The organism is Allocoprococcus similis (genome assembly GCF_054660775.1).
The window spans coordinates 1-24,732 of sequence record NZ_BAAHSG010000063.1 but is presented as its reverse complement, the minus strand read 5'-3'; the positions used below and the strand labels follow the sequence as shown (position 1 = coordinate 24,732).

The following is a 24,732-nucleotide window of genomic DNA, read 5'->3' as shown; positions in this document are numbered from 1 at the left end:
TACGAGGATGAAGATGATTTCGAGGATTTCGAGGATGACGAGGATGACGACGAAGATGACTACCAGATCGATGATGAATTAGATGAAGATCATAAAGAGGATTTTGATTTTGAAAAAGAATCTGATCTCGATGATAATGATTCTGACGAAGATGATAGTGATTTTGCAGACCTTGATTCCTTTGAAGATGAAGAAGAATTAGATAGCAGTGACGATTATCTTGATCTTGAATTTGACGAGGAACCGACTCCTGCTCCTGAACCAAAGAAAGAAACTTCAAAATCAGAGCCAACTCCGGATATTGACGAAGTTCTTGAAATCGAAGAACCGTCAGAAGATGAGATCACCGAACGCATGGGTAAATTCGATACCGGATTCGTTGTACAGGGACGTTACGATCTGAGTGCTACAAGTGAGATTGGACTGAAGCTTGGACTTACTGAAGAGCAGAAGCAGCTGTTCTCTTACTTCGTACCGATCCGTGGTGTCAGCGAACAGCTTGTCGAAGTCCTTGATAACGACAAACGTTGCCGTAACCGTTATGGAACTTCCCGCACAGGCAACATCCTGATCCTTGGCCGCAAGGGAAGCGGAAAAACAGTCCTCGCAGTTGATATTGTAAAAGCAATCCAGAAGCAGCGCAGACTCAAACAGGGTAAAGTTGCAATCGTAACCGGTGATTCTCTGAACAAAAAGGACATCGGAAGTATCATCGATAAGCTGAACGGTGGCGCACTGATCATCGAAAAAGCTTCCAAGATGAATGACAGAACCATCCGCGAACTGAATGACATGATGGATGAACAGACCGGCGAACTTCTCTTCCTTCTGGAAGACCAGAAGAAACCGCTGGAAAGAATGTTTGCATCCCATCGCGAATTCAAACGTAAATTTACTTCCAGACTGGAACTTCCGGTATTCATCAATGATGAACTGGTTACATTCGGTCAGACCTATGCTAAGGAAAACGGATACCGTATCGATGAAATGGGAATCCTTGCATTATACAGCCGGATCGATATGATGCAGAGAGAAGATCATGCAGTTACTGTTGCAGAAGTAAAAGAGATCATGGATGAAGCAATTTTACATTCTCAGAAAGCAAATGTAAAACATCTTGTGAAACGGGTATTTGGAAGAAGCACTGATAATTCAGACCACATCATCCTGAAAGAAGAAGATTTTAAAGCATAAGATTTCTACAAAGAACGCGCTTCCGGCGCGTTCTTTTGTATATGCAGACAAAACCGGTAACTGTAAACAAAGAGTTTTAGACATCTTATATAAGAAATGTATAAATTGTCCAAAACTCTTTCTTTTTATCGCTATTTCTAGTATAATATTTCTAAATATCTTTGATAGAAGGTGAATGGGATGGCAGTAAAAAAAACAACAGCAAAACAGACCACTACGACCCGCAAGACAGCCGTAAAAAAATCTGCTGTAAAAAAACCGGCAGCTGCTAAAACTGCTGCTAAAAAGTCTACAGCTAAAAAGTCTGTAAAAACTGTAACAAAAGATAAACCGGCTGATTATAGAATCGGCGAATTAGATCAATATTTATTCGGACAGGGAACCCATTATGAAATCTATAAAAAAATGGGTGCACATTTTGTAAAGGATGGTAAAAAATCCGGCGTATATTTCGCAGTATGGGCTCCGCACGCCAAATCTGTTGCCGTAATCGGTGAATTCAACGGCTGGAGTGAAGATGCAAACGTTATGAAGCGTCAGGAACCGCTTGGAATCTATACCGCATTTGTTCCGGAAGCACAGCTCGGACAGCTTTACAAGTACTGTATCGAGACACAGACCGGGGATAAGCTTTACAAAGCTGATCCATTTGCGAACAGTGCGGAGTTGAGACCGGGAACTGCCTCAAGGATTGCTGATATCTCCCATTTAAAATGGAGTGACAGTGTCTGGATGAAGCACCGGGCAGAATGGGATTTCCATTCCTCACCGATTTCCATTTATGAAGCACATATCGGTTCCTGGATGCGCCATCCGGGACGTGAAGATGAGGGGTTCTACAGCTACCGTGAATTTGCGCATGCAGCTACAGACTACATAAAAAAGATGGGGTATACTCATATCGAGCTGATGGGAATTTCAGAATACCCGTTTGACGGCTCCTGGGGATATCAGGTGACCGGATATTATGCTCCGACCTCCCGTTATGGTACGCCGGAAGATTTCGCATATATGATCAATTATTTCCATAAGAATAAGATTGGCGTAATCCTTGACTGGGTACCGGCACATTTTCCACGCGATGCACACGGACTCGCTGATTTTGACGGCACAGCTACCTTTGAATATGCAGATCCGAAGAAGGGTGAACATCCGGACTGGGGAACCAAGATCTTCGATTATGGCAAAGCAGAGGTTAAGAATTTCCTGATCGCCAACGCACTGTTCTGGATCGAACATTATCACATCGATGGTCTCCGCGTAGATGCTGTTGCTTCCATGCTGTATCTTGATTACGGTAAAGAAGACGGTCAGTGGATCGCCAACAAATACGGCAGCAATGAGAACCTGGAAGCAATCGAATTTTTCAAGCATCTGAATTCCGTTACTACCGGACGTAACCCTGGTGCACTGATGATCGCAGAAGAATCCACCGCATGGCCAAAAGTAACAGGAAAACCGGAAGATGACGGCCTTGGCTTCAGCATGAAGTGGAACATGGGATGGATGCATGACTTTACCGAATATATGAAGCTGGATCCATATTTCCGCAAAGGAGACCACTATGGTATGACCTTTGCATTAACCTATGCATACAGTGAGAATTATATTCTTGTATTATCACACGATGAGGTTGTCCATCTCAAGTGTTCGATGTTAAATAAGATGCCTGGTCTCGGCTTTGAGAAATTTGCCAACCTGAAAGTCGGATATGCTTTCATGATGGGACATCCTGGCAAGAAGCTTCTTTTCATGGGACAGGATTTCGGACAGCTCCGCGAGTGGAGCGAGGCGCGTGAGCTTGACTGGTATCTCCTGGCAGAGCCGGAGCATCAGGCGCTCCAGAATTTCTACCGTGACCTGCTGCATCTTTACACACACAACAAAGCCATGTATGAACAGGATACCTGCATGGAAGGCTTTGAGTGGGTTAATGCAGATGACAGCTCACGAAGTATTTACAGCTTCATCCGTCATTCAAAGGGCGCAAAAAAGAATCTTTTATTCGTATGTAACTTCACACCGATCGAAAGACCGGAATACCGTGTCGGTGTACCGCGCGGCAAACAGTACCGCCTGGTACTGAACAGTGATGAATTACAGTATGGCGGAACCGGAAAAGCCCGCCCGGCAGTATACAAAGCAAAGAAACAGGAATGCGACGGAAGACCTTATTCATTCGGTTATGATCTTCCGGCATACGGCGTTGCTGTATTCGAATTTTAACATAGCAAGTCAGATAATCTGCGCAAAATATCCATTATACGAATAATTGATTCCACCAATTATTTTCTTAACATTTCCCGGATTCGTTCTTCCAGAGTTTCTTCTGGAAGAACTCCGGTTGTATATCCACAGATTTTTCCATCTCTGTACACCACAAACGTCGGTACGATCTCAATTCCTATATACTCCGCAATCTCTTTCGATATATCGATATCAATCTTATAAAAGATCCATTTCCCCCGATAACGGCCGGCAAGCCTTTCCACAACAGGATACATCATTCCGCACTTTGGGCACCATGATGCATAAAACTCCACAACCACCGGCAGCTTCTGCCTTCCGACTGCATTTTCATAATCTTTCGTGATCAATGCGATACCCATACACTTCCCTCATTTCTGCCATCTTAAGCTATGTAAAAAAAGACCGGCTTTAGTGGCATCCGCATTTCGGATTTAAGATCCGGTAAACCTCCTGAAAAGAATTTCTGAAACAGATCAGCTTTTTATTAAATCCCGGATTCTTATAGCAAAACCCCCGCATACAATTCTGAAAATGATGCTTTTTCCGCATATCTGTTCATCCCTGACTTTCTCTTTCTACAATATATGCAAAAAGACAGCCGATGTGCGGATTGCTCCGTATCGGCTGTCTTATGTGTCTTCTATTCAATTGTCTTACTGGCGCATTGCGATCAGCTTGTGGATCGGATGTCCCTGTGCTGAGAATTTCTCCTCGTACTCCGTCATGACATTGCCTCTGCTGAGTGTCGGATCATTGTGAAGATCATAGGTCTTCGCCAGAAGTACCCAGCCTGCCAGCTCCACCTGCTCCAGTGAAAAGTCAAACAGCTCTCTGTTGTCTGTCTTAAATTCAACGACTCCGTCAAAAGCAAGGATCTTGTCATACCGCTCGAAAAACTGCTTGGAAGTAAGTCTGCGCTTTGCATGACGTGCTTTCGGCCACGGGTCTGAAAAATTCAGATAAATCTTGTCAATCTCTCCGACAGCAAAAACCTCCGGCAGATTTGTCGCATCCATACAGATAAAACGAATATTGTTGACATCCTTGTATTCCTCGTCATTATCAAAGCGTTCCAGCGCCCGAAGCAGTACGCTTGAATAACGTTCGATACCGATATAGTTGATGGATGGATTCTCCTTTGCAAGTGTCAGAAGAAACTGTCCTTTTCCCATCCCGATCTCAATATGGATCGGATTCTCCGGATTCTGAAAAGTCTCTTTCCAGGTGCCGCGATATCTGGTCTCATTTTTAATTACAAGGGGATGAGCTGTCAGATAAGCATCTGCTCCCGGTACATTTCTTAACCTCATATATCTTTCTCTTCCTTTAGTGAAAATATGTATAACCTTATTTATTTTATACTATTCTGAAATATTTGAAAACCCAAAAATACATTTTATAAGTTTTGTATAAAATATTCTTATGATATTCTCTTGTTTTTTAGTAGAATTTTCTAATTTAAAGTAGTAGAATATGTATGCATTATTAAAAATGTATAAATAATTTCTAAGAAAGGAGTCGGACAATGGATCATATTGTTAAAAAGCTCTCCGAAATCGAACACGCAGCCGAAGCTGTTGTGGAACACGCGGAACTGGAGAAATCAGAACTGGAAGAACGCATTCAAAATGAACGCAATCTGTTTGACAAACAACTTGAAGATCACACCCAAAAGGAGCTGAACGATATCCACAAAGGATTAAAACGTCAGATGGATGAGATTCTTGCAAGGCAGAACCGCAAGAACCAGACAGCGATCGAAGAACTTAAAAAAGATTTTGAAGAAAAGCATACGGCATATGCCGAAAAAATTGTCAGACGTATCATAGAGGGATAGCATATGGGAAATTTACTTGCATACAGTGGCATCGTAACAAAAGTACGCGCCATGCAGGCGAAACTGCTCACTGATGAAGATTTCCGGAACATCGCCGCATTTCATACAGTAACCGAAGTTGCTGCTTATCTCAAAGAACATCCCGGATATCGGAATGTCCTTGCAGATATGGACGAAAACCGTCTTCACCGCGGCGAGATCGAGAAACTTCTTGTGCAGTCACTTTACAGTGATTATACACGCCTGTACCGTTTTTCCGGAATGGATCAGAAAAAATTCCTGGAGCTTTATCTGAAGCGCTACGAGATGAATCTGATCAACTACTGTCTGCGTATTGTATTCAACCACTATCAGAAGCCTTTTGATCTGGATCACAAGAAAATATTCTTCGACAAATATTCGGATCTCTCCATCGATAAACTGATCACTTCGGGGAATATCGGTGAGCTGGTGGAAAATTTAAAGGGCACAGAATACTATGCGCCGTTAAAACGTCTGGAAAATGCGGAGAACCCAACCCTTTTTGATTACGATCTGGCACTGAATCTGTACTATTTTACAACTATGTGGAAGAAACGTAAAAAGATTCTGAAGCATAAGGAACTGGAAATTTTCACCAGAGATGCCGGAGCAAAGATCGACCTGCTGAACCTGCAGTGGATCTACCGTGCAAAAAAATATTACAACATGCTTCCGCCGGATATCTCTACACTGCTGATCCCGGTACACTACCGGATCCATGTAGATCAGCTGAAGGATCTTGTGGAAGCACCGTCTGTCGATGAATTTTTAAAGCTGGTTACCAGAACGCCTTATCTGCGTCACACCGATACTCAGACACCAGCGTCCATCGAGACGATTTACAAAGACTGCCTGTACCGTCTCTACCTGGCAGACAGAAGAAGTAACCCTTATTCCATCGCAACCGTGAATACCTATCTTTTTCTGAAAGAGGAGGAGCTTGATAAGCTTACAACTGTGCTCGAATGTGTTCGCTATGGACTTCCTGCACGTGAGACATTAACTTATATAGGAGGAACAGCGAAATGATTGTTAAGATGAAGTTCCTGAGCATTACCGGACCACGCGCCGACATCGACCGCATGACAAACCGGTATCTTTCCAAATATGAGATGCAGCTTGAAAATGCACTCACGGAGCTCAAGACAGTAGATAATCTGATGCCATTTCTTGAAATGAACCCTTACCGTGATCCACTCGCTAAAGTGACACAGTTTCTGGGATATATGAAAGACATGACAGCAGAGCCATCCTTTGATCAGAGCGAAGATGAAATCCTTGAGATGATCCGCTCCATCAATCATGACTACATGGATCTGCAGCAGCAAAAAGAAGAACTGAAAAGAAAGAGAGAGAATATCCAGACACGTATGAAAGTCCTGGAACCTTTTACTTCTCTGGACTTTGACCTGCATGAGATCATGCAGTACAAATACATCCGTACAAGGTTTGGAAAAATCAATGTGGATTATTATCACCGGCTGGAAAAAGCGCTTCTTGAAGACATCGATGCATTATTCCTGGAAGGCTCCAGAGATGCCTCTTATGTCTATGGCGTTTATTTTGTATCTGATACCAATGCCGGAAAAGTAGATTCTATCATGCGTTCTCTTCACTTTGAAAAAGTAGATCTTCAGGAGGACTTTGGCGGAACCCCGCTGGAAGCTTACCGAAGCCTGGATAAAGAAGTCCAGAATCTGACCGATGAAATCCAGGCAGTGAAGGATAAACGTCAGGAGATGTTCCGCAAGAACGCTTCCAGACTACTCGGTGCAAGAATTCAGCTGGAACGTTTTTCCGATAACTTTGATATCCGTAAATTTGCAGCACGAACCGAGACAGACGAGCAGGAAGAATACTATATTCTCTGCGGCTGGATGTCGGAAGAAGATGCCAATGCATTTATCAAAGAGGCTCAGGGAGACGACAAAGTTTATATCGTAGTAGAAGAGGACCGGGAACAGTATTTCGGAGAACCTCCTACCAAGCTTGAGAATCCAAAGCTTTTCAAACCATTTGAAATGTTCATCAAGATGTACGGACTTCCTAAGAGCGGTGAAATGGATCCGACCATTTTTGTAGGTATCATGTACAGCTTTATCTTCGGCGCCATGTTCGGAGATGTCGGTCAGGGGCTGCTGCTCTTTATCGGCGGTGCGATCCTGTATTTCACAAAGAAAATGAACCTTGCCGGAATCGTATCACTTGCCGGAATCTTCTCCACCTTCTTTGGATTTATGTTTGGAAGTGTGTTTGGATTTGAAGATATTATTAAAGCCAGATGGATCCGGCCGATCAACCACATGACAACCTTACCGTTTATCGGAAAACTGAATACAGTATTTATCGTATCGATCGCTTTTGGTATGGGAATCATCCTTATTTCTATGATCTTCCATATCATCAACGGCATCCGTGCCAAGGATATGGAAGCGACCTGGTTTGATGCAAACGGCGTGGCAGGACTGGTATTCTACGGGGCAGCTGTTACCTGTATCGTTCTTTTCATGACAGGTCATTCTCTGCCGGGCGGAATCGTTCTCGCAGTGATGTTCGGTGTTCCGCTTCTTCTGATCGCACTGAAGGAGCCGCTGACGAACAAGATCAAAAAGAAAACCGAAAAAATGGAACAGAGCAAAGCAATGTTTGTCACCCAGGCATTCTTTGAATTATTTGAAACCCTGCTCAGCTATTTTTCAAATACGCTTTCCTTTATCCGTATCGGTGCATTCGCAGTCAGCCACGCTTCCATCATGGAAGTTGTACTGATGCTTGCCGGTGCCGAAAGCGGGCATATCAACTGGGTAGTGATCGTACTCGGCAACCTGTTTGTATGTGGATTCGAAGGACTGATCGTTGGAATCCAGGTTCTGAGACTTGTCTATTACGAAATGTTCAGCCGCTTCTACAAAGGCAGCGGCCGCGAATTTAAACCTTATACAGGTACTGCAAAAAATTAGTTTTTCATTTTAGGAGGAAATTATCATGACTTTAGCAACTAAACTTATTCTCATTGCCGCACTGGTTTTAAGCATTTTCATTCCATTCGGATATTATCTGCTCGGAGAAAAAAATAAAGGACGTTATAAATGCGCTCTTGCCTTCAATGTTCTTTCTTACTTTGGAACCTTCCTTGTAGCCGGAATCATGCTTTTTGGAAGTGTACCGGTACATGCAGCAGACGCCGCAGCCTCAGGCGCAGGTCTTTCAACCGGTCTTGGTTACATTGCAGCAGCTCTTGTTACCGGTCTTTCCTGCATCGGTGGTGGTATTGCCGTAGCAAGTGCAGCAAGCGCAGCCCTTGGAGCTATCAGCGAGGATTCCAGCGTCCTTGGTAAATCCCTTATCTTCGTAGGTCTTGCAGAAGGTGTATGCCTGTACGGTCTTATCATCTCCTTCATGATCATCAGCAGACTGTAATCATGAAGATGTATCTGATCAGTGACAACGTGGATACTTATACCGGAATGCGGCTTGCCGGCGTGGACGGTATCGTAGTTCATGAAAAGCAGGAACTGCGTGATGCGCTGGAAACTGCCATGAACGACAAGTCGATCGGTATCGTTCTTCTGACGGAACGCTTTGGAAGAGAATTTCCGGATCTCATCGATGAGATCAAGTTAAAAAGAAAGATGCCTCTTCTGATCGAAATTCCGGACAGACACGGAACAGGACGTAAAAAGGATTTCATTACCTCATACGTCAATGAAGCGATTGGACTGAAACTTTAACTAGAAAGGCATAGAAGGTGAGACAATGACGCTTGAAGAGAAAATAGCGCATTTACAGGAAACGGTCATGACTGAAGCCCGTTCTGAAGGAAATGCGATCATTGACAATCACAAAAAAGCGCTTGAATCTTTATTTGAAAAACATAAAAAAGAAGCAACTGCCCAGTCTGAGGTCCGCATCAAATCCGAGACCTTAAGAGCCAGAAGACAGGTAAATCAGGCCGCTGCCAAAGCTGAAACGGAGCTGAAAAGAGCGCTTGGCAAAACACAGAATGAATTAAAGGTCCGGCTTTTCGATGAAGTAAATGCTCTTCTGACTGATTTTACACAAACCGATGAATACATGGATTATCTTTGCAGCAAGATCAGTGAAGCCGCACGCTTTGCCGACGGCGAGGAGATGACCATTTATATTTCTCCTTCTGATAAGGAGAAACAGACAGAACTGGAAAAACGTACCGGCATGGCGATCACCATCAGTGAATATGATTTCATGGGCGGTATGCGTGCTGTAATCCGAGGCCGTAATATTCTGATCGATCACAGTTTCCAGGCTGCAGTCGATCACGAATATCATCAGTTCAGTTTTGCAGCAGGAGGTGCAGGAATTGAATAAGACAGCAACTATTTATGGAATAAACGGTCCGGTCATCTATCTGAAGGGTGACACCGGATTCATGATGTCGGAAATGGTCTATGTGGGAAAGGAAAAGCTAGTTGGCGAAGTCATTTCCCTGGACAAAGACATCACGACTGTTCAGGTCTATGAAGAGACTTCCGGGCTGAAACCGGGAGAGATCGTAGAGGCTTCCGGAAGCCCGGTATCTGTAACTCTGGCACCTGGAATCCTGAACAATATTTTTGACGGAATCGAACGCCCGCTTGAGCAGATCGCAAATGTGGGCGGCGGTGCATTTATCACCCGCGGTGTCAGCGTTGATTCGCTTGACCGCGACAAATTATGGGATACCCACATCACCGTGGCCAAAGGAGATTACCTTCACGGCGGAGATATTATAGCGGAGGTTCCGGAGACCAGTGCAATCGTACACAAATGCATGGTTCCGCCGGATGTGGAAGGTGAAGTAATCTGTTGTGCATCGGACGGCGAATACCGGATTGAAGATACACTTGTCACTCTGCGGCTTTCCGATGGAACAGAAAAACAGCTCAACATGATACAGCACTGGCCGATCCGTAAGGCGCGCCCGACAAGCTACCGTTTCCCGGCAAGTGTCCCTCTGATCACCGGACAGCGTATCCTAGATACCATGTTCCCGATCGCAAAGGGTGGAACTGCAGCAATCCCAGGCGGATTCGGTACCGGAAAAACCATGACTCAGCACCAGATTGCCAAATGGTCTGACGCCGATATCATCATCTACATCGGCTGTGGCGAGCGTGGAAATGAAATGACACAGGTGCTGGAAGAGTTTTCAGAACTTGTGGATCCAAAGAGCGGCAATCCGCTGATGGACAGAACTACTCTGATCGCCAATACCTCCAACATGCCTGTAGCTGCCCGTGAAGCAAGTATTTACACCGGACTTACACTGGCTGAATATTACCGTGACATGGGTTATGACGTAGCGATCATGGCTGACTCTACTTCCCGCTGGGCTGAAGCCTTACGTGAGCTTTCCGGCCGTCTGGAAGAGATGCCGGCAGAAGAAGGTTTCCCGGCTTACCTCGCCAGCCGTCTGTCTGCTTTTTACGAGCGCGCAGGCATGATGCATAACTTAAATGGCAGTGACGGATCCGTGACCATTATCGGCGCCGTATCACCGCAGGGAGGCGATTTCTCCGAGCCGGTCACACAGAACACCAAACGTTTCGTCCGCTGCTTCTGGGGACTTGATAAGAGCCTTGCCTACGCAAGACATTTCCCGGCGATCCACTGGCTGACCAGCTACAGTGAATATCTGACCGACCTCGCAGCCTGGTACCACGACAATGTATCACCGAAATTCGTTGACTACCGCAACCGCATCATGGCACTTCTGAATCAGGAGAGCAGCCTGATGGAAATCGTAAAGCTGATCGGAAGTGATGTACTTCCGGACGATCAGAAGCTGGTTCTGGAAATCGCAAGAGTCATCCGTCTCGGATTTTTACAGCAGAATGCATTCCACAAGGATGATACCTGTGTCTCTCTGCAGAAGCAGTACAAAATGATGGAGATCATTTTATATTTATACAAACGCTGCCGCGAACTGGTAGCCATGAATATGCCAATGTCTGTCCTCAAAGAGGAAAATATTTTTGAACGTGTCATTTCGATCAAATATGATGTCCCGAATGACAATCTCCAGCTCCTTGACCAGTACATGGCAGACATTGATGCTTTCCATGACCGTATCATGGAAAAGAACGCGTAAGGAGGGAAAATAAAAATGGCAATTGAATATTTAGGCCTCAGCAGCATTAACGGCCCTCTGATCGCGCTGGAAGGCGTTCAGGACGCTTTTTATGATGAGATCGTAGATTTTGTCGTAAACGGCAAAGAACACAAAATGGGACGTATTGTGGAGGTCTACGAAGACAAAGCAATCATCCAGGTATTTGAAGGCACAGAAAATATGTCCCTTAACAATACCCACACCAGACTTACCGGACATCCGATGGAGATCGGTCTGTCCGAAGAAATGCTTGGAAGAACCTTTAACGGAATCGGAGAACCGATTGACGACCTTGGACCGATCACGATTGAAGAGGTGCGGGATGTCAACGGACTTCCGTTAAATCCGGTCAGACGTGAATACCCTCGTAACTATATCCGTACCGGAATTTCTGCGATTGACGGACTGACCACACTGATCCGCGGACAGAAGCTGCCGATCTTTTCCGGCAACGGTCTTCCGCACGACCAGCTTGCCGCACAGATCGTAAAGCAGGCTTCCCTGGGCGGCGGCACCAATGAAGATTTCGCCATCGTATTCGCCGCAATGGGTGTCAAGCATGACGTAGCTGATTTCTTCCGCAGAACCTTCGAGGAGAGCGGTGTTGCAAACCATGTGGCAATGTTCCTGAACCTTGCCAACGATCCGGTCGTAGAACGTCTGATCACCCCGAAGGTTGCGCTGACCGCCGCTGAATACCTTGCATTTGAGAAAAATATGCACATTCTGGTCATTCTTACCGATATGACTTCCTTTGCCGAAGCCATGCGTGAGGTTTCTTCTTCCAAAGGAGAAATCCCAAGCCGTAAAGGATATCCGGGATATCTGTACAGTGAACTTGCCACCTTATATGAGCGTGCAGGAATCGTAGAAGGAGTAAATGGTTCTGTCACACAGCTCCCGATCCTGACCATGCCAAATGATGACATTACCCATCCGATCCCTGACCTGACCGGTTATATCACCGAAGGACAGATCGTACTTGACCGGAATCTTCACGGACAGGCGATCTACCCGCCGATCAGCGTTCTTCCGTCCCTGTCCCGTCTGATGAAAGACGGTATCGGAAAAGGCTATACCAGGGAAGACCACCAGGATTTGGCAAACCAGCTTTTCTCTGCATATGCTAAAGTAGGAGAGGCCCGGAATCTTGCTTCCGTTATCGGAGAAGACGAACTTTCTCCAATTGACAAGAAATACCTGGAATTCGGAAAGGCATTCGAGGAGCGTTATATCGGCCAGGGACCGAACGAAAACCGTACCATCGAAGAAACCCTGGATCTTGGCTGGGAACTGCTTAGAATCCTTCCAAAAGAAGAGCTTGACCGTGTCGATACCAAGATTCTTGACGTATACTACAAAGGCTAAGGAGGGGAGTCTATGGATCCACGTTCATTTCCCACCAAGGGAAATCTGATACTTGCGAAAAATTCACTGACACTTGCCAGACAGGGATATGAGCTGATGGACAAGAAGCGGAACATTCTGATCCGCGAGCTGATGGGCTTAATCGACGAAGCAAAGGATATTCAGGAAGAAATCGATAAAACCTTCACCTATGCCTATCAGTGCCTTCAGAGGGCGAATATCGAGCACGGGATCAGTACAGTAGAAGAACTTGCCTATACAGTTCCGATCGAGGATTCTATCCGCATCCAGACGCGAAGCATTATGGGAACAGAAATCCCGAAAGTGAAGTACGAAAAAGAAAATACCAGACCAACCTATGCATTCAGTACTTCCAGAGAATCCATCGATATTGCCCGTGATGCATTCTGCCGTGTAAAGGAGCTGACACTCAAGCTTTCTGAGGTAGAAAATGCAGCATACAGACTGGCTTCAAGTATCAAAAAGACACAGAAAAGGGCAAATGCCCTGAAAAATATTACAATTCCGATGTATGACAATCTCGTATATACGATTACAAATGCACTGGAAGAGAAGGAACGGGAAGAATTTACCCGACTGAAAGTGATCAAACGAATGAAAAACAAATAATATTTCTGAAAAAATCATAAAATATAGAAAATATATTGACAATACACCCATTTTGTTATATAACTTATAGAACAAACAGAATCACGAAAGTAATGACTTTTACAAATCGGGGGGTGAGCATATGACTTTTTGGAAAGTATCCGACACCAGAATGAACTGCCTTATCACAGAAGCAGAGATTGCCGCACTTGGCTACTCACTGGAAGATCTGACACAGGACAGAGAGCGTACCGAAGAATTTTTGAATCTTCTTCTCAACAAAGGGAAAGAAGTTCTCGGACTTAACACCGACAATGGAATCCAGGGATTTTACGGTGCATTTCTTCCTGACCGGAGCCTGATGCTGTCGATCTCCTGCCAGACTGAGAATTCTCCGGAATCCGTCCAAAAAGATGGTTCTGAAACTTCCGGTATGCTGATCGAGCCTGACAGCAGTGAGAAAGAGACCATTCGCTGGCAGATTCTCTTTCCAAGTCTGGATAATGCAATCGACTTCTGCAAGATCCTCGGATGCGGCCAGGCATCAGAAAGCCGTCTGTATAAAGATGACGGTGTCTACTATCTGATGGTAGACTTCCCAAATACGGAAGACGGCAATAAAAAGGCTCAGCGCATCGTATCCGCCGGTGAATTCGGTGGCATGGTCGAAAAAGATGCAATTTCTGAAGCTTATCTGAATGAACACGAAAAATGCCTCCTGAACAAGGATGCGATCGATATTTTATGCAAGATGTAGTAGAAGGGGACTGAAACAGTCCCCTTTTTAGTACACGAAATAAATTTTTCTTTATTTTTCCACAGATCCAGTAGCTTTCCACAAATGAAATAAACGATTACTTTTACACATGCATCCGTCTGTAGAAACAAATCCAAAAAAGAGCACCGTCCCCGATGCTGATCCATCAAAAACAGTGCTGATACTGCGCCTTCAGGGATTCGAACCCTGGACAAATAGATTAAGAGTCTACTGCTCTACCAACTGAGCTAAAAGCGCATGCATTATTCGGTTTTCCGTAACGCAAGATTTATTATATAAGACAGCCATAAAAAATGCAAGCTTTTTTTTCATAAATTTTAAAATTTTTTAAAAAATATATTTTTTTGCTGAAAAAGAATGTGCCTTGGCACATATAAAAAGATCATGTGTACCGTCCGAAATTCGAACACATGATCTTTTTGTGTACCTTTTAGGGTGGCTTTTTTCTTATCTTACATAAATTTACTGATATATCCCTGTACAAAGATAAATAATACAATCAGTGGCAGGATATAGCTTACATAAAATTTCGCCCATTTCGGGAATTTCACTCCTTCTCCGGTATCCGCTTCTTTCATGAAGTTCTTCCATCCCCATCCATAACGGCTTGTACAGAACAGAAGATAGACCAGACTTCCAAGTGGAAGCAGGTTGTTACTTACCAGGAAATCCTCCAGATCCAGTACTCCGGAACCTTTTCCGAACGGCATAAATCCACTCCATACATTAAATCCGAGAACACAAGGCATGGAAAGTACCGCTACAACCACGATATTGACGATTACAGCCTTTTTCCGGCTGCATCCGGTCAAATCAATGGCAAAGGATAAAATGTTCTCAAAAACGGCGATTACGGTTGATGCCGCAGCAAAAATCATAAATAAGAAGAATAAGGCTCCCCAGATTCTTCCGCCTGCCATGGAATTAAATACATTCGGAAGTGTGATAAAGATCAGGCTCGGGCCTTCTCCCGGATCCACCCCATATGCGAAGCATGACGGGAAAATGATCAGACCTGCGATCAAAGCAACAAATGTATCCAGAAGTGTTACCAGGACTGCTTCTCCTGTAAGACTGCGGGATTTGTCGATATAGCTTCCGAAAATAGCAATTGCGCCGATTCCAAGGCTTAATGTGAAGAAAGCCTGCCCCATAGCGGCAAAAATCGTGTCAAATAAGCCATATTCCACGACTTTGTGGAAATCCGGTGCCAGGTAGAAGCTAAGCCCCTCAGAAGCCCCATCAAGCGTTACAGAACGTGCTGCAAGAATCACCATCAGTGCAAGCAGAAGCAGCATCATAACCTTCGTGATCTTTTCCACTCCATTTTGAAGCCCCATTCCACAAATCGCAAAACATCCAACAACAACAATGATCATAAAGAAAGTCATTGTTCCAGGTTTTGCAAGCATATCGTAAAACACACCTACAACAGCGGCAGTATCCTTTCCCTCAAATTCACCAGTCATCATCTTGATGAAATACTGGACCATCCAGCCTGCAATAGTGGTGTAGAACATCATCAGCAGATAGTTTCCGGCCATAGCTCCATACTTATACCAATGCCATTTCGTTCCTTTTGGCTCCAGACGGTCAAAGGAAAGCGCCGCACTTACTTTACTGGCTCTTCCGACAGAAAATTCCATTACCATGATCGGAAGTCCAAGGATCAGTAAAAATGCAAGGTAAATAAGAACAAACGCTGCTCCACCATATTTTCCTACAATATAAGGAAAACGCCAGACATTACCAAGACCGATCGCACATCCTGCAGAAATGAGGATGAATCCGAGTCTTGAAGAAAACTTTTCTCGTTGCATAAAAAAATCCTCTCATTCTATTAAATTGTGGATAACTTGTCGAAATGATACTTATCCCCATTTTTCGACAAGTATGTGGATAACTTTTTCCAGAATATCCACAGAGGAATTATACTGAATTATCGGGAAATTGTCCATGATTGTTTATATTTTCATTGGCGAAGCCACCTGATAATTTTAATTTTCCCCTTTTTAGTACACGAAATCGCCAGATGTGTACCTTTTGGGGTAAAAATTTGCATGTATATATATATTAAAGATAACAACAGCTTATTAAAATTCCTTTGTTTATATTAGGAGGGCTGAAAAAGCCCGTGGTTGAGGCATTTCGAGGCATATTTTGTGTACGGAAAAGGGGAAGGTTGTTTACTTCAGAGGGCAAAGAGGTGTACATATATGGGGGTTGTTGTTTACTTTGCAGGGTTACGCAGTGTACTTGAAGGGTTGGCGATTTTACCTTTTCTGTACACAAGTGTCGAAAAAATTTAAAAAAAGGCTTTACAAGAGTGGTGTTCTTGTATATAATCAACCTAGACGTACCGTTTTGGTACACATTTTTTATCAAAAAAGGTACCTTAATGGTACACGAAAAGAACAATACACACCTTAAACGTACACAAAACGTAAAAAAAGACAGAAACCCCATTTTATGGGGTACTTTTTAGGGGAGGGTGTTCCTTTTTGGTACACAAATCCCCAATATAAAGGGGTTGGTTACCCCGAATGGTACACAATAAGGGATTATATGGGGTGTAGAGGGGATTTTAACACACCTCAAAAGTACACAATAATACAGAAGAAAACAATTAAGGGGTATGAGCGATGAAGGAAACACAGAAAAAACCAAAAGAGAAACAACTGCTGGACCGGGATACGGTCTCCCGTTCCAATGTGCTGATCGAAAGTAAATCCAGTACATCATTATTTGAAAGAAAGCTTCTTAATATTGCAATTGCAAAAGCATATGTAGAAGATGGAGAGTTGATTGCGAAGGTTTCCACAAAGGACGTTAAGAATTACCTTCATATAACAGGAAACTCCATCTATTCCCGTCTGAAGGAAGTTTCCAAAGAGACATTGGGACATGTAGTAAGTATCGAGGACGACGAAAAAGAGAACTTCATCATGTTCAATGTAGTGAATAAATGTGAATATAGAGATGGTGTGTTTACGACCAGATTTACTAAAGAGATGAAACCTCATATCTATAACCTGAAAAAAGACTATACCCGTATGAGTCTTGATGTATTGTGCTCTTTTAAATCCCTGTTTACAACCCGTGTTTACGAAATCCTGAGAACCCAGTATTATCGTTTTGACAGGGAACAGTGTGACCAGCTGATCGTACCGAGACCGCCGAAGAATCCATACACGATCGCAGAGCTTAAATTTACACTGAATGTAGTTGATGCAAATGCATCTAAAGCAGTAAAACGTCTTGTTGAGCAGGGACGTTTTGAAGAAGCGCTTGCAGAGATTAAGGATGCACCGTTTGAGGACTGGCGTAATTTCCGTAGAAAAGTACTTGAAGTTGCGAAAAAAGAGCTGGAAGAATCCGAGTATTCCGAGATCTGCTTTGATTATGAACCGGTTAAAAGCGGGAAGGGCGGAAAGGTTACAGGAATCCGTTTCTTTGTGAAGAAGAATCCGAAGTGTATCCATCATTCAGACCTTCAGCGTATGCCATCCGGAGAAGAAGAGGGCGAAGAGATTGCGCCAAATGTACTGGCTGCAAAGAAAACTCCGGTTAATGAAAAACTGATTTTAGAAGTTGCTGATATTTTTGGAAATGAACCGATCACGATCCAGGAGATCAAGGTGCTGCTTCAGGTATCCGATAACCAGCCGGATGTGATCCGGAAAGCTTTTAAGCTGTCACAGGAGCAGGCATACATCAATAATCTGGTTGGATGGCTCAGAAAATGTATCGAAGAAAAGTGGTATGAGAACGAAAAAGTATCCAAGTTCAAAGGAAAGACGCTGGAAGAAGCGCAGATGACGCTGGATCTTTATCAGGAATACATAGAAGAGCGCGAGAAAGTAAAAAAAGAGTAGGATATTTTTTGCGAAAAGTAGAATTATTACCTGAATGGTACACAAGTTAAGTGGATATATGTGTCCCCGGGATGCTATTTGCAGAGAGGCAGGTAGCATCCCGGGGATTTTGTGTCTTATTTTATGGAAATTGGAAAAGCTAATTTTTGCTTTTTTGAACGAAATAAAAGTTTGCTAAAGTTAAATGATGGAGGAACCGAAGAAGAACATGGAAATAAGAAAACTATTAGATTTTTTAAAGACAGCGGAACAATTGAAATGTAATACCAGACACTCGTATACTTCTACAGGTCGGTTAGAAAGTGTGGCAGAGCACAGTTGGCGGCTGGCGTTGATGGCAATGCTGGTTGGAGATGAATTTCCGGAGCTGGATATGGATAAGGTGATAAAAATGTGCCTGATCCATGACATGGGTGAGGCGATCACCGGAGATATTCCGGCATTTGAAAAGACGGATAAAGACCGAAGGGTTGAGAATAAAAAGGTGGAGCAGCTGACGGATACACTTCCGGAACCGGTCCGTGCAGAATGGAAGACATTATTTGAAGAGATGGAAGCGATGGAGACACAGGAGGCGAGGCTTTATAAATCACTGGATAAGCTGGAGGCGCTGATCCAGCATAATGAGGCGGATATCTCGACATGGATTCCGTTGGAGTATGATCTTCAGATGACGTATGGGAATGAAGAATGTAAGTTTACGGAATATATCCAAAGGCTTCGGGATGAAGTGAGGAAAGATTCCAAGCGGAAGATTGAAGAAATTTAGTTATAAATCGGGGTAACAGGATTCGAACCTGCGACCTCACGGCCCCCAGCCGTGCGCTCTGACCAAGCTGAGCCATACCCCGAAGTGTTATTTCATTATAGTATAAATTATTTTAAATCTCAATCATTGTTTTGATGTGAAGAAATGCAGTTGACAGGTTTCTGGAAAGAGTTCAAAATAACGATATGCAAATATAAATGAGTAAGATGAGGAATAATTATGGAAAATTTAATTTTCAGTCTGAATGCAACGATTCCGATCTTTTTGATGATGTTACTTGGAATGTTATTCAGAAAACTGGGGTGGATGGATGAAGTCTTTGCGGCAAAGATGAACAAGTTTGTATTTTTGGTTCCGCTTCCGGTGTTGTTGTTTGAACAGCTGGCAACGGTGGATTTTTCGGAAGTATGGGATATTAAGTTTATTCTTTTTTGTTTTGTGGTGACGGCGATCAGTATTACGATATCAACTTTGATTTCAATGCTGTGGAAAGACCGGAGCATTAAAGGCGAATTTATACAGGCGACTTACCGGAGCAGTGCGGCGCTTCTTGGTATTGCGTTTATCCAGAATATTTACGGAACTGCGGGAATGGCGCCTCTGATGATCATAGGAAGTGTGCCACTTTATAATGTTATGGCGGTTGTGGTACTTTCATTGTTTAAACCGGGGAATAATTCTTTTGATAAGGCGCTGGTAAAGAAAACGCTGAAGGGGATTGTGACGAATCCGATCATTATTGGGATTGTGGCGGGATTTGTCTGGTCTGCGCTTAAGCTTCCGATGCCATTGATTTTACATAAGACGGTATCAAGTATCGGTGCGACAGCGACGCCGATGGGACTGATGTCGATGGGTGCAACATTTGAGATGAAAAAGGCAACATCGAAGATGAAGCCTACACTTGTTGCTGTGTTTATGAAGCTGGTTGGATTCTGTGCGATATTTCTGCCGGTGGCAGCGATGCTTGGATTTAGAAATGAGCAATTGATTGCGATTCTGGTGATGCTTGGATCCGCTACGACGGTCAGCTGTTTTGTTATGGCAAGGAATATGGGACATGAAGGGACGCTTAGTTCCGGGGTGATTATGATGACGACGTTGCTGAGTGCGTTTACGCTTACGATGTGGCTGGATGTGCTGAGATCGTTTGGGTTGGTGTAGAGTGGAAAAATTTTGACATATTTATGATTGAGTGATAGTATGAATATAGAAAAAGGGTGATACCGATAGACGGTTAGCCCGCTTAACTATTTAGAATATCAAAGATAGTCGCCTAGTTTGCAGACAGGGGCGGCTATTTTTGTGACTTATTATGATCTTTGCCGAATGTGTATCCGGCACAAAAGCAGCTGATGCCAAAGCTTGCAACTGCAATGAAATCCAAAATACTCATTAGCTTAGCCCTCCTTTCCAGTGGATTCCGTTTCAGGTTTCTATGTAATCAGAGGGGGAAGTCCACAGTCCCTCTGGTGAAGGACTAACCGCCTACCGTTATGGTAGCACCCGTGAGTTGAGTATAGCAGTATGCGGGGGAGGTTGCAATTGTGCAAAAGGGAGATTTTGGCGCGGAGAGGCGCGAAGGTGCTGGCGCTGTTCGCTTGGGAGATGGGTGCCAGGGGCGGGGAAGGCGCTGGCGCTGTTCCCCTTGGGAGGATGGTGCGAGGGGGCGGGGAAGGCGCTGGCGCTGTTCCCCTTGGATGGATGTGTGTTGTAGGTAAGAGGAGTTTGTGGGTCGAATGATTTAGGGGAGGAGCAGTGCACCACAGCTCGTGAACCTGGCGGTTCATTCGCTGTGCGAGCTATCGCTCTATCAAAATAAAAAAACACCCAAATTTTCATGCGAGCATGAAATTTGGGTGTTTTTTTATTTTGGCACTGCTCTATCTGAGGACAAAGTACTGTTCATACCACAGTAGGAATGAATATACTGTATAAATCTTTCTATGATAATTTCCAACTTTATTCTTATGATCTTCCAGCCATTTCAGCAGTAAGTCCTGATTGAAGAATTCGGATACGAAGTCTTTCTGGAACATTTCTTTTACTTTATTATAGTATTTATCTTCCCGGAGCCATACTCTGAATGGTACGAGGAATCCGAGTTTTTTACGTTTTGCCCAGTCCATTGGGATGTGGGAGAGGGCGGAGGTACGGAATGCTTTTTTGGTTTCCATGCCGTCTACGCAGTATTTGCTGTCGATGCTGCGGGCGAGTTCCCAGACTTTTTTGTCGAGGTATGGTACACGCAGTTCGAGGGAGTGTGCCATGGTCATCTTATCTGCTTTGAGCAGGATGTCGTGTGGCAGCCACAGATGCATATCGAGGAAGAGCTTTTTGTGGAGGTCGTCCTGATCTTTTACCTGGTCGAAGTACGGTTTGGTTACGTCCTGGTAGCGCATCTTGCTCTTGTATGCAGGAGCGAGTACTTCATCTGCTTCTTCGTTGTCCATGATGAATGCCTGTCCGATGTAGGAATCTTCTACGGAAGTTGCATTTCTCTTGAGGAAGTTAAGTCCTCTCTTGTCTGGCTGGTGTTTTGCCCAGTCTCCGAGTTTTTTACGGATAGATGCCGGTACGATCTTGCGGTACATATCACCGGATTTGCTTGGGATATATGTCTCGTATCCACCGAACATCTCATCTGCACCTTCTCCACTTAAGACTACTTTTACATCTTTGGCTGCGAGCTGTGACAGATAGTACAGCGGTACAGCGGAAAGGTTGGCATGTGGTTCATCGGAATGATACTGAACCTCCGGCAGAGCATCGAAGAATTCGTCAGAAGAGATTTCTTTCTTTGCATTGCTCATATGAAGGATATCGCACAGATCCTTGGAGAAGGTTGTCTCATCGAATCCGCCGACTTCAAATCCTACGGAATAGGTCTTCATCGGTTTTACAGTAGATGCGATGTAGCTTGAATCAACACCACCTGAAAGGAAGGATCCTACTTCTACATCAGCAATCTGATGGTAATCAACAGAATCCTGAATTGTCTCACCGATGAGTTTTACTGTCTCGTCAAAGCTGCGGTCTTTCTTTGCATAAGTCGGATCGAAGTATTTTGTTTTCTTAAGTTCTTTTCCATCATAAGTGAAGTATGTTCCCGGTTCCAGTTTGAATACACCTTTGAACATGGTCTCAAGGAGTGGAGTGTACTGGAAGATCAGGTACATCTTGAGGGCATCTTTGTTGACCTCTTTATGGAAATGTGGGTGAGCCAGGAAGGACTTGATCTCAGAACCAAATAAAAGGCTTCCATTCATCTGTGCATAGTAGAATGGTTTGATTCCGAAGTAGTCTCTTGCTCCGAATAAGTTGTGAGTTTCTTTATCGTAAATTACAAATGCGAACATTCCGCGGAGCATAGAAGCAATTTTTTCTCCGTAGGTCTTGTATCCCTGAAGAATAACTTCTGTGTCGGAGTTTGTCCGGAACTGACATCCGTGTTTCTCGATCAGTTCTTTACGGATCTCCTGATAGTTGTAAATTTCTCCGTTAAAAATAATGACATGTCTGCCATCTGCACTGTGAATCGGCTGAGATCCGCCTTCAAGGTCGATGATACTCAGACGGCGGAAGCCAAGGGCTACATAGTCATCAACAAAGCTTCCCTTGCTGTCAGGTCCGCGGTGGGCAATGCGTTCACCCATCTGGTCGATGACTTCTTCTCTATTAAAATCGCCGGCGCCATAATAGCCTGCAAATCCACACATAAATTGCACATCCTTTCTGAATTGATACATATTAAAAATATTATAGTAACTTAATTTTGCCTGTAGATCTATTTATTATACCATAGTCTATATAAGATTAACAAGGGATAAAAAACCGGAAAGGAATATCCAATAAAATCAGTAGGATATTCCTTGCATATTTTTTACAGGTGTTATATAGTGAAAAATGCAGATAAATGCGGAAAAGCCGGCAAAGAAAAGAGGAATCCGGGAAATGGAAAAGGTAAAAACTTTCCTGGCAGATATATCTGATCTGCTTGATGAGAAAAATTATCAAAAAATTTATGAAAAAGTTCCGGTGTTCCGACAAGAAAAAGCAGACCGGCTAAAGCACAGGGAGGATCAGGCTCAAAGCGTGGGTGCATGGTATCTTTGGATGAAGATACAGGAGAGACACCAGATACCGAAGGATGCAGGGCAGTCCTTTAATTTATCACATTCGGGGAAATATGTTCTGTGCAGCGCAGGCGTATCCGGAGAGCGGGTAGGCTGTGACATCGAATGTATGCGAAAATATCATGAAAGGCTGGCAGAAAAATATTTTTGTTCTTCTGAATATGAGAGGATCCGGAATGCAGATGAAGCAGAGCAGACGGAAATGTTCTACCGTTACTGGGTTTTAAAAGAAAGCTTTTTAAAAGCGACGCGCAAAGGCCTTGTGATGGGATTGAATACCAGCGAGATCAGGATTCCGAAGCAGGGAGATCCGTTTTTGTTAAGGCAGCCGGAAGAGATCCGGGAAACTTATTATTTAAAAGAATATCAGACAGATGGAGCAAGGATTGCGGTCTGCTCAACGAATCCGAATTTTGACGAAAATATTTTGGATATGACAGATATTTACAAAAGAGAAATGATTGTGGAACTTAAAGATTGAAAATAAGCCAATGAAACAAGAAGTGGATTGGTTAAGAGTTTACAGGTATTTTATGAGAGAAGAAGGAGAAGAAGATGCTTACACAATTTTCGAGAACAGAACTGCTTCTTGGCAAAGAGGCGATGGATAAACTGAAGAATTCAAGAGTTGCCGTATTTGGAATCGGCGGAGTCGGCGGTTATGTGTGCGAGGCACTGGTGCGAAGCGGAGTCGGTGCATTTGACCTGATCGATGATGACAAGGTATGTCTTACCAACTTAAACCGTCAGATCATTGCAACCAGAAAGACCGTTGGAAAATACAAAACAGATGTTATGAAGGAGAGAATGCTGGAGATTAATCCGGACGTGGATGTGCGAATCCACAAATGCTTCTTCCTTCCGGAAAATGCAGATGAATTTCCGTTTGATGAGTATGATTATGTAGTTGATGCAGTTGATACTGTGACTGCAAAGATTGAGCTTGTCATGAAATCACAGGCAATGAATGTGCCGATCATCAGCAGTATGGGAGCCGGAAACAAGCTGGATGCAAGTGCATTTAAAGTGGCTGATATCTATAAGACACAGATGTGTCCACTTGCAAAAGTTATGCGCCGGGAGTTAAAGAAGCGTCATGTTAAGAAGCTGAAAGTTGTTTATTCAGAAGAGAAACCGACCAGACCGATCGAGGATATGTCGATCAGCTGCAGAAACCACTGCATCTGTCCGCCGGGAGCAAAGCATAAATGTACGGAGAGAAGAGATATTCCGGGAAGTGTGGCATTTGTGCCATCTGTAGTCGGATTGATTATCGCAGGGGAAGTAGTGAAGGACCTCTGTGCAAAATAAAAATAAAATCGCGGGCGCCCCTGCGGGGCGCATATCAAAGCCAGGCGTTTGCTGTCAGAACTTGCAGCAAACGCCTGGCTTTTTTGTTTCATTCTTTTTTCACAGATTCCCCCTAATTTACACATGTTTTACTTTTATAATTTCCCTGTAATCATTTAATAAGAGCGAGGGAGGCAGTATGGCAGAACAAAATGTATTTAAACGGATTGAAAAGAAATATCAACTAAGCCGTGAGCAGTGTGAAGCTTTTCTTGAAAAAGCCGGGAACAGGATCTGTATGGATGAATATGGACTTCATACAATCCACAATATTTACTACGATACAGATAACTACAGGCTGATCCACAATTCTCTGGAAAAACCGAAATATAAAGAGAAGTTTCGCATTCGTGGTTACGGAGAAGTGAATGAAAACAGCCGGATTTTTTTGGAAATCAAGCCTGCAAATAAAAAG

The 24,732-nt window shown here is 43.8% G+C and carries 22 protein-coding genes and 2 tRNA genes; 18 read left to right on the top strand and 6 right to left on the bottom strand.

Features of this window, described 5'->3' with window-relative positions; all coding sequences use genetic code 11:
* Together ACYQ5K_RS17270 and glgB are read left to right on the top strand one after the other, a co-directional pair.
* On the top strand, nt 1-1,194 hold a 1,194-nt coding region (locus ACYQ5K_RS17270), incomplete at its 5' end, for a P-loop NTPase family protein (RefSeq protein ID WP_459778131.1).
* A 180-nt stretch (nt 1,195-1,374) separates the two neighbouring features.
* Nucleotides 1,375-3,420, top strand: coding sequence for a 1,4-alpha-glucan branching protein GlgB (gene glgB, locus ACYQ5K_RS17265; protein ID WP_274597653.1), 2,046 nt, complete (start codon nt 1,375-1,377; stop codon nt 3,418-3,420).
* A gap of 59 nt (nt 3,421-3,479) precedes the next feature.
* Here the strand turns inward: glgB and ACYQ5K_RS17260 are convergent, their stop codons facing one another.
* The gene (locus ACYQ5K_RS17260; protein ID WP_173688720.1) at nt 3,480-3,803 is read right to left on the bottom strand and encodes a thioredoxin family protein; all 324 of its coding nucleotides are present in this window, start codon (nt 3,801-3,803) and stop codon (nt 3,480-3,482) included.
* A gap of 294 nt (nt 3,804-4,097) precedes the next feature.
* Nucleotides 4,098-4,754, bottom strand: a complete 657-nt coding sequence (gene trmB / locus ACYQ5K_RS17255) for a tRNA (guanosine(46)-N7)-methyltransferase TrmB (RefSeq protein WP_173688719.1) — start codon at nt 4,752-4,754, stop codon at nt 4,098-4,100.
* Nucleotides 4,755-4,969: 215 nt separating this feature from the next.
* Between trmB and ACYQ5K_RS17250 the strand changes: the two genes are divergently transcribed.
* The 10 genes from ACYQ5K_RS17250 to ACYQ5K_RS17205 all read left to right on the top strand — a co-directional run bounded on the left by ACYQ5K_RS17250 (nt 4,970) and on the right by ACYQ5K_RS17205 (nt 14,166).
* On the top strand, nt 4,970-5,281 hold the full coding sequence (locus tag ACYQ5K_RS17250) for a hypothetical protein (RefSeq protein WP_173688718.1): 312 nt from the start codon (nt 4,970-4,972) through the stop codon (nt 5,279-5,281).
* A gap of 3 nt (nt 5,282-5,284) precedes the next feature.
* Complete coding sequence (locus ACYQ5K_RS17245) at nt 5,285-6,331, top strand: V0D/AC39 family V-type ATPase subunit (RefSeq protein ID WP_173688717.1); 1,047 nt, start codon at nt 5,285-5,287, stop codon at nt 6,329-6,331.
* On the top strand, nt 6,328-8,262 hold the full coding sequence (locus tag ACYQ5K_RS17240; protein ID WP_173688716.1) for a V-type ATP synthase subunit I: 1,935 nt from the start codon (nt 6,328-6,330) through the stop codon (nt 8,260-8,262). Before ACYQ5K_RS17245 ends, ACYQ5K_RS17240 begins: the two co-directional genes overlap by 4 nt.
* A 25-nt stretch (nt 8,263-8,287) precedes the next feature.
* Nucleotides 8,288-8,722 (top strand): ATP synthase subunit C, encoded by a 435-nt coding sequence (locus tag ACYQ5K_RS17235; RefSeq protein WP_055297446.1) that lies wholly within the window; start codon nt 8,288-8,290, stop codon nt 8,720-8,722.
* A gap of 2 nt (nt 8,723-8,724) precedes the next feature.
* Nucleotides 8,725-9,033 (top strand): V-type ATP synthase subunit F, encoded by a 309-nt coding sequence (locus tag ACYQ5K_RS17230; RefSeq protein WP_459778129.1) that lies wholly within the window; start codon nt 8,725-8,727, stop codon nt 9,031-9,033.
* 25 nt (nt 9,034-9,058) lie between these two features.
* A complete protein-coding gene (locus ACYQ5K_RS17225) occupies nt 9,059-9,649 on the top strand; it encodes a V-type ATP synthase subunit E (RefSeq protein WP_459778127.1) in 591 nt (196 codons plus the stop codon).
* Nucleotides 9,642-11,411 carry a V-type ATP synthase subunit A gene (locus ACYQ5K_RS17220; RefSeq protein ID WP_195231077.1) on the top strand — a complete coding sequence of 590 codons (1,770 nt, stop codon included), beginning with the start codon at nt 9,642-9,644 and terminating at the stop codon, nt 11,409-11,411. Before ACYQ5K_RS17225 ends, ACYQ5K_RS17220 begins: the two co-directional genes overlap by 8 nt.
* Before the next feature lie 15 nt (nt 11,412-11,426).
* A complete protein-coding gene (locus tag ACYQ5K_RS17215; RefSeq protein ID WP_173688712.1) occupies nt 11,427-12,800 on the top strand; it encodes a V-type ATP synthase subunit B in 1,374 nt (457 codons plus the stop codon).
* Between the two features lie 12 nt (nt 12,801-12,812).
* Nucleotides 12,813-13,430, top strand: a complete 618-nt coding sequence (locus tag ACYQ5K_RS17210; RefSeq protein WP_008371109.1) for a V-type ATP synthase subunit D — start codon at nt 12,813-12,815, stop codon at nt 13,428-13,430.
* A 121-nt stretch (nt 13,431-13,551) separates the two neighbouring features.
* Complete coding sequence (locus tag ACYQ5K_RS17205) at nt 13,552-14,166, top strand: adaptor protein MecA (RefSeq protein ID WP_173688711.1); 615 nt, start codon at nt 13,552-13,554, stop codon at nt 14,164-14,166.
* Nucleotides 14,167-14,351: 185 nt separating this feature from the next.
* On the opposite strand, the gene ACYQ5K_RS17200 is transcribed toward ACYQ5K_RS17205, so the two are convergent.
* Nucleotides 14,352-14,424 (bottom strand) — tRNA-Lys (locus ACYQ5K_RS17200).
* A 215-nt stretch (nt 14,425-14,639) separates the two neighbouring features.
* Nucleotides 14,640-16,007, bottom strand: coding sequence for a sodium-dependent transporter (locus ACYQ5K_RS17195; protein ID WP_173688710.1), 1,368 nt, complete (start codon nt 16,005-16,007; stop codon nt 14,640-14,642).
* An 822-nt stretch (nt 16,008-16,829) separates the two neighbouring features.
* On the opposite strand from ACYQ5K_RS17195, the gene ACYQ5K_RS17190 reads away from it, so the two are divergent.
* Nucleotides 16,830-18,062 carry a replication initiation protein gene (locus tag ACYQ5K_RS17190; RefSeq protein ID WP_117558134.1) on the top strand — a complete coding sequence of 411 codons (1,233 nt, stop codon included), beginning with the start codon at nt 16,830-16,832 and terminating at the stop codon, nt 18,060-18,062.
* Between the two features lie 208 nt (nt 18,063-18,270).
* Nucleotides 18,271-18,831 carry an HD domain-containing protein gene (locus ACYQ5K_RS17185; protein WP_201856671.1) on the top strand — a complete coding sequence of 187 codons (561 nt, stop codon included), beginning with the start codon at nt 18,271-18,273 and terminating at the stop codon, nt 18,829-18,831.
* Between the two features lie 7 nt (nt 18,832-18,838).
* Here the strand turns inward: ACYQ5K_RS17185 and ACYQ5K_RS17180 are convergent.
* A tRNA-Pro gene (locus ACYQ5K_RS17180) sits at nt 18,839-18,913 on the bottom strand.
* Between the two features lie 137 nt (nt 18,914-19,050).
* Here ACYQ5K_RS17180 and ACYQ5K_RS17175 point away from each other — a divergent pair.
* The gene (locus tag ACYQ5K_RS17175) at nt 19,051-19,995 is read left to right on the top strand and encodes an AEC family transporter (RefSeq protein WP_173688709.1); all 945 of its coding nucleotides are present in this window, start codon (nt 19,051-19,053) and stop codon (nt 19,993-19,995) included.
* A gap of 719 nt (nt 19,996-20,714) precedes the next feature.
* On the opposite strand, the gene asnB is transcribed toward ACYQ5K_RS17175, so the two are convergent.
* Nucleotides 20,715-22,550: an asparagine synthase (glutamine-hydrolyzing) gene (gene asnB / locus ACYQ5K_RS17170; protein WP_459778125.1), complete on the bottom strand. Its 1,836-nt coding sequence runs from the start codon at nt 22,548-22,550 to the stop codon at nt 20,715-20,717.
* Between the two features lie 235 nt (nt 22,551-22,785).
* On the opposite strand from asnB, the gene ACYQ5K_RS17165 reads away from it, so the two are divergent.
* The 3 genes from ACYQ5K_RS17165 to ACYQ5K_RS17155 form a co-directional block, all read left to right on the top strand.
* Entirely contained in the window at nt 22,786-23,448 is a 663-nt protein-coding gene (locus ACYQ5K_RS17165) for a 4'-phosphopantetheinyl transferase family protein (RefSeq protein WP_459778124.1), read from the top strand.
* Between the two features lie 74 nt (nt 23,449-23,522).
* On the top strand, nt 23,523-24,278 hold the full coding sequence (locus tag ACYQ5K_RS17160; RefSeq protein ID WP_173688706.1) for a tRNA threonylcarbamoyladenosine dehydratase: 756 nt from the start codon (nt 23,523-23,525) through the stop codon (nt 24,276-24,278).
* Between the two features lie 178 nt (nt 24,279-24,456).
* Nucleotides 24,457-24,732: VTC domain-containing protein (locus tag ACYQ5K_RS17155; RefSeq protein WP_459778123.1), on the top strand; the 276-nt coding region annotated here is incomplete at its 3' end.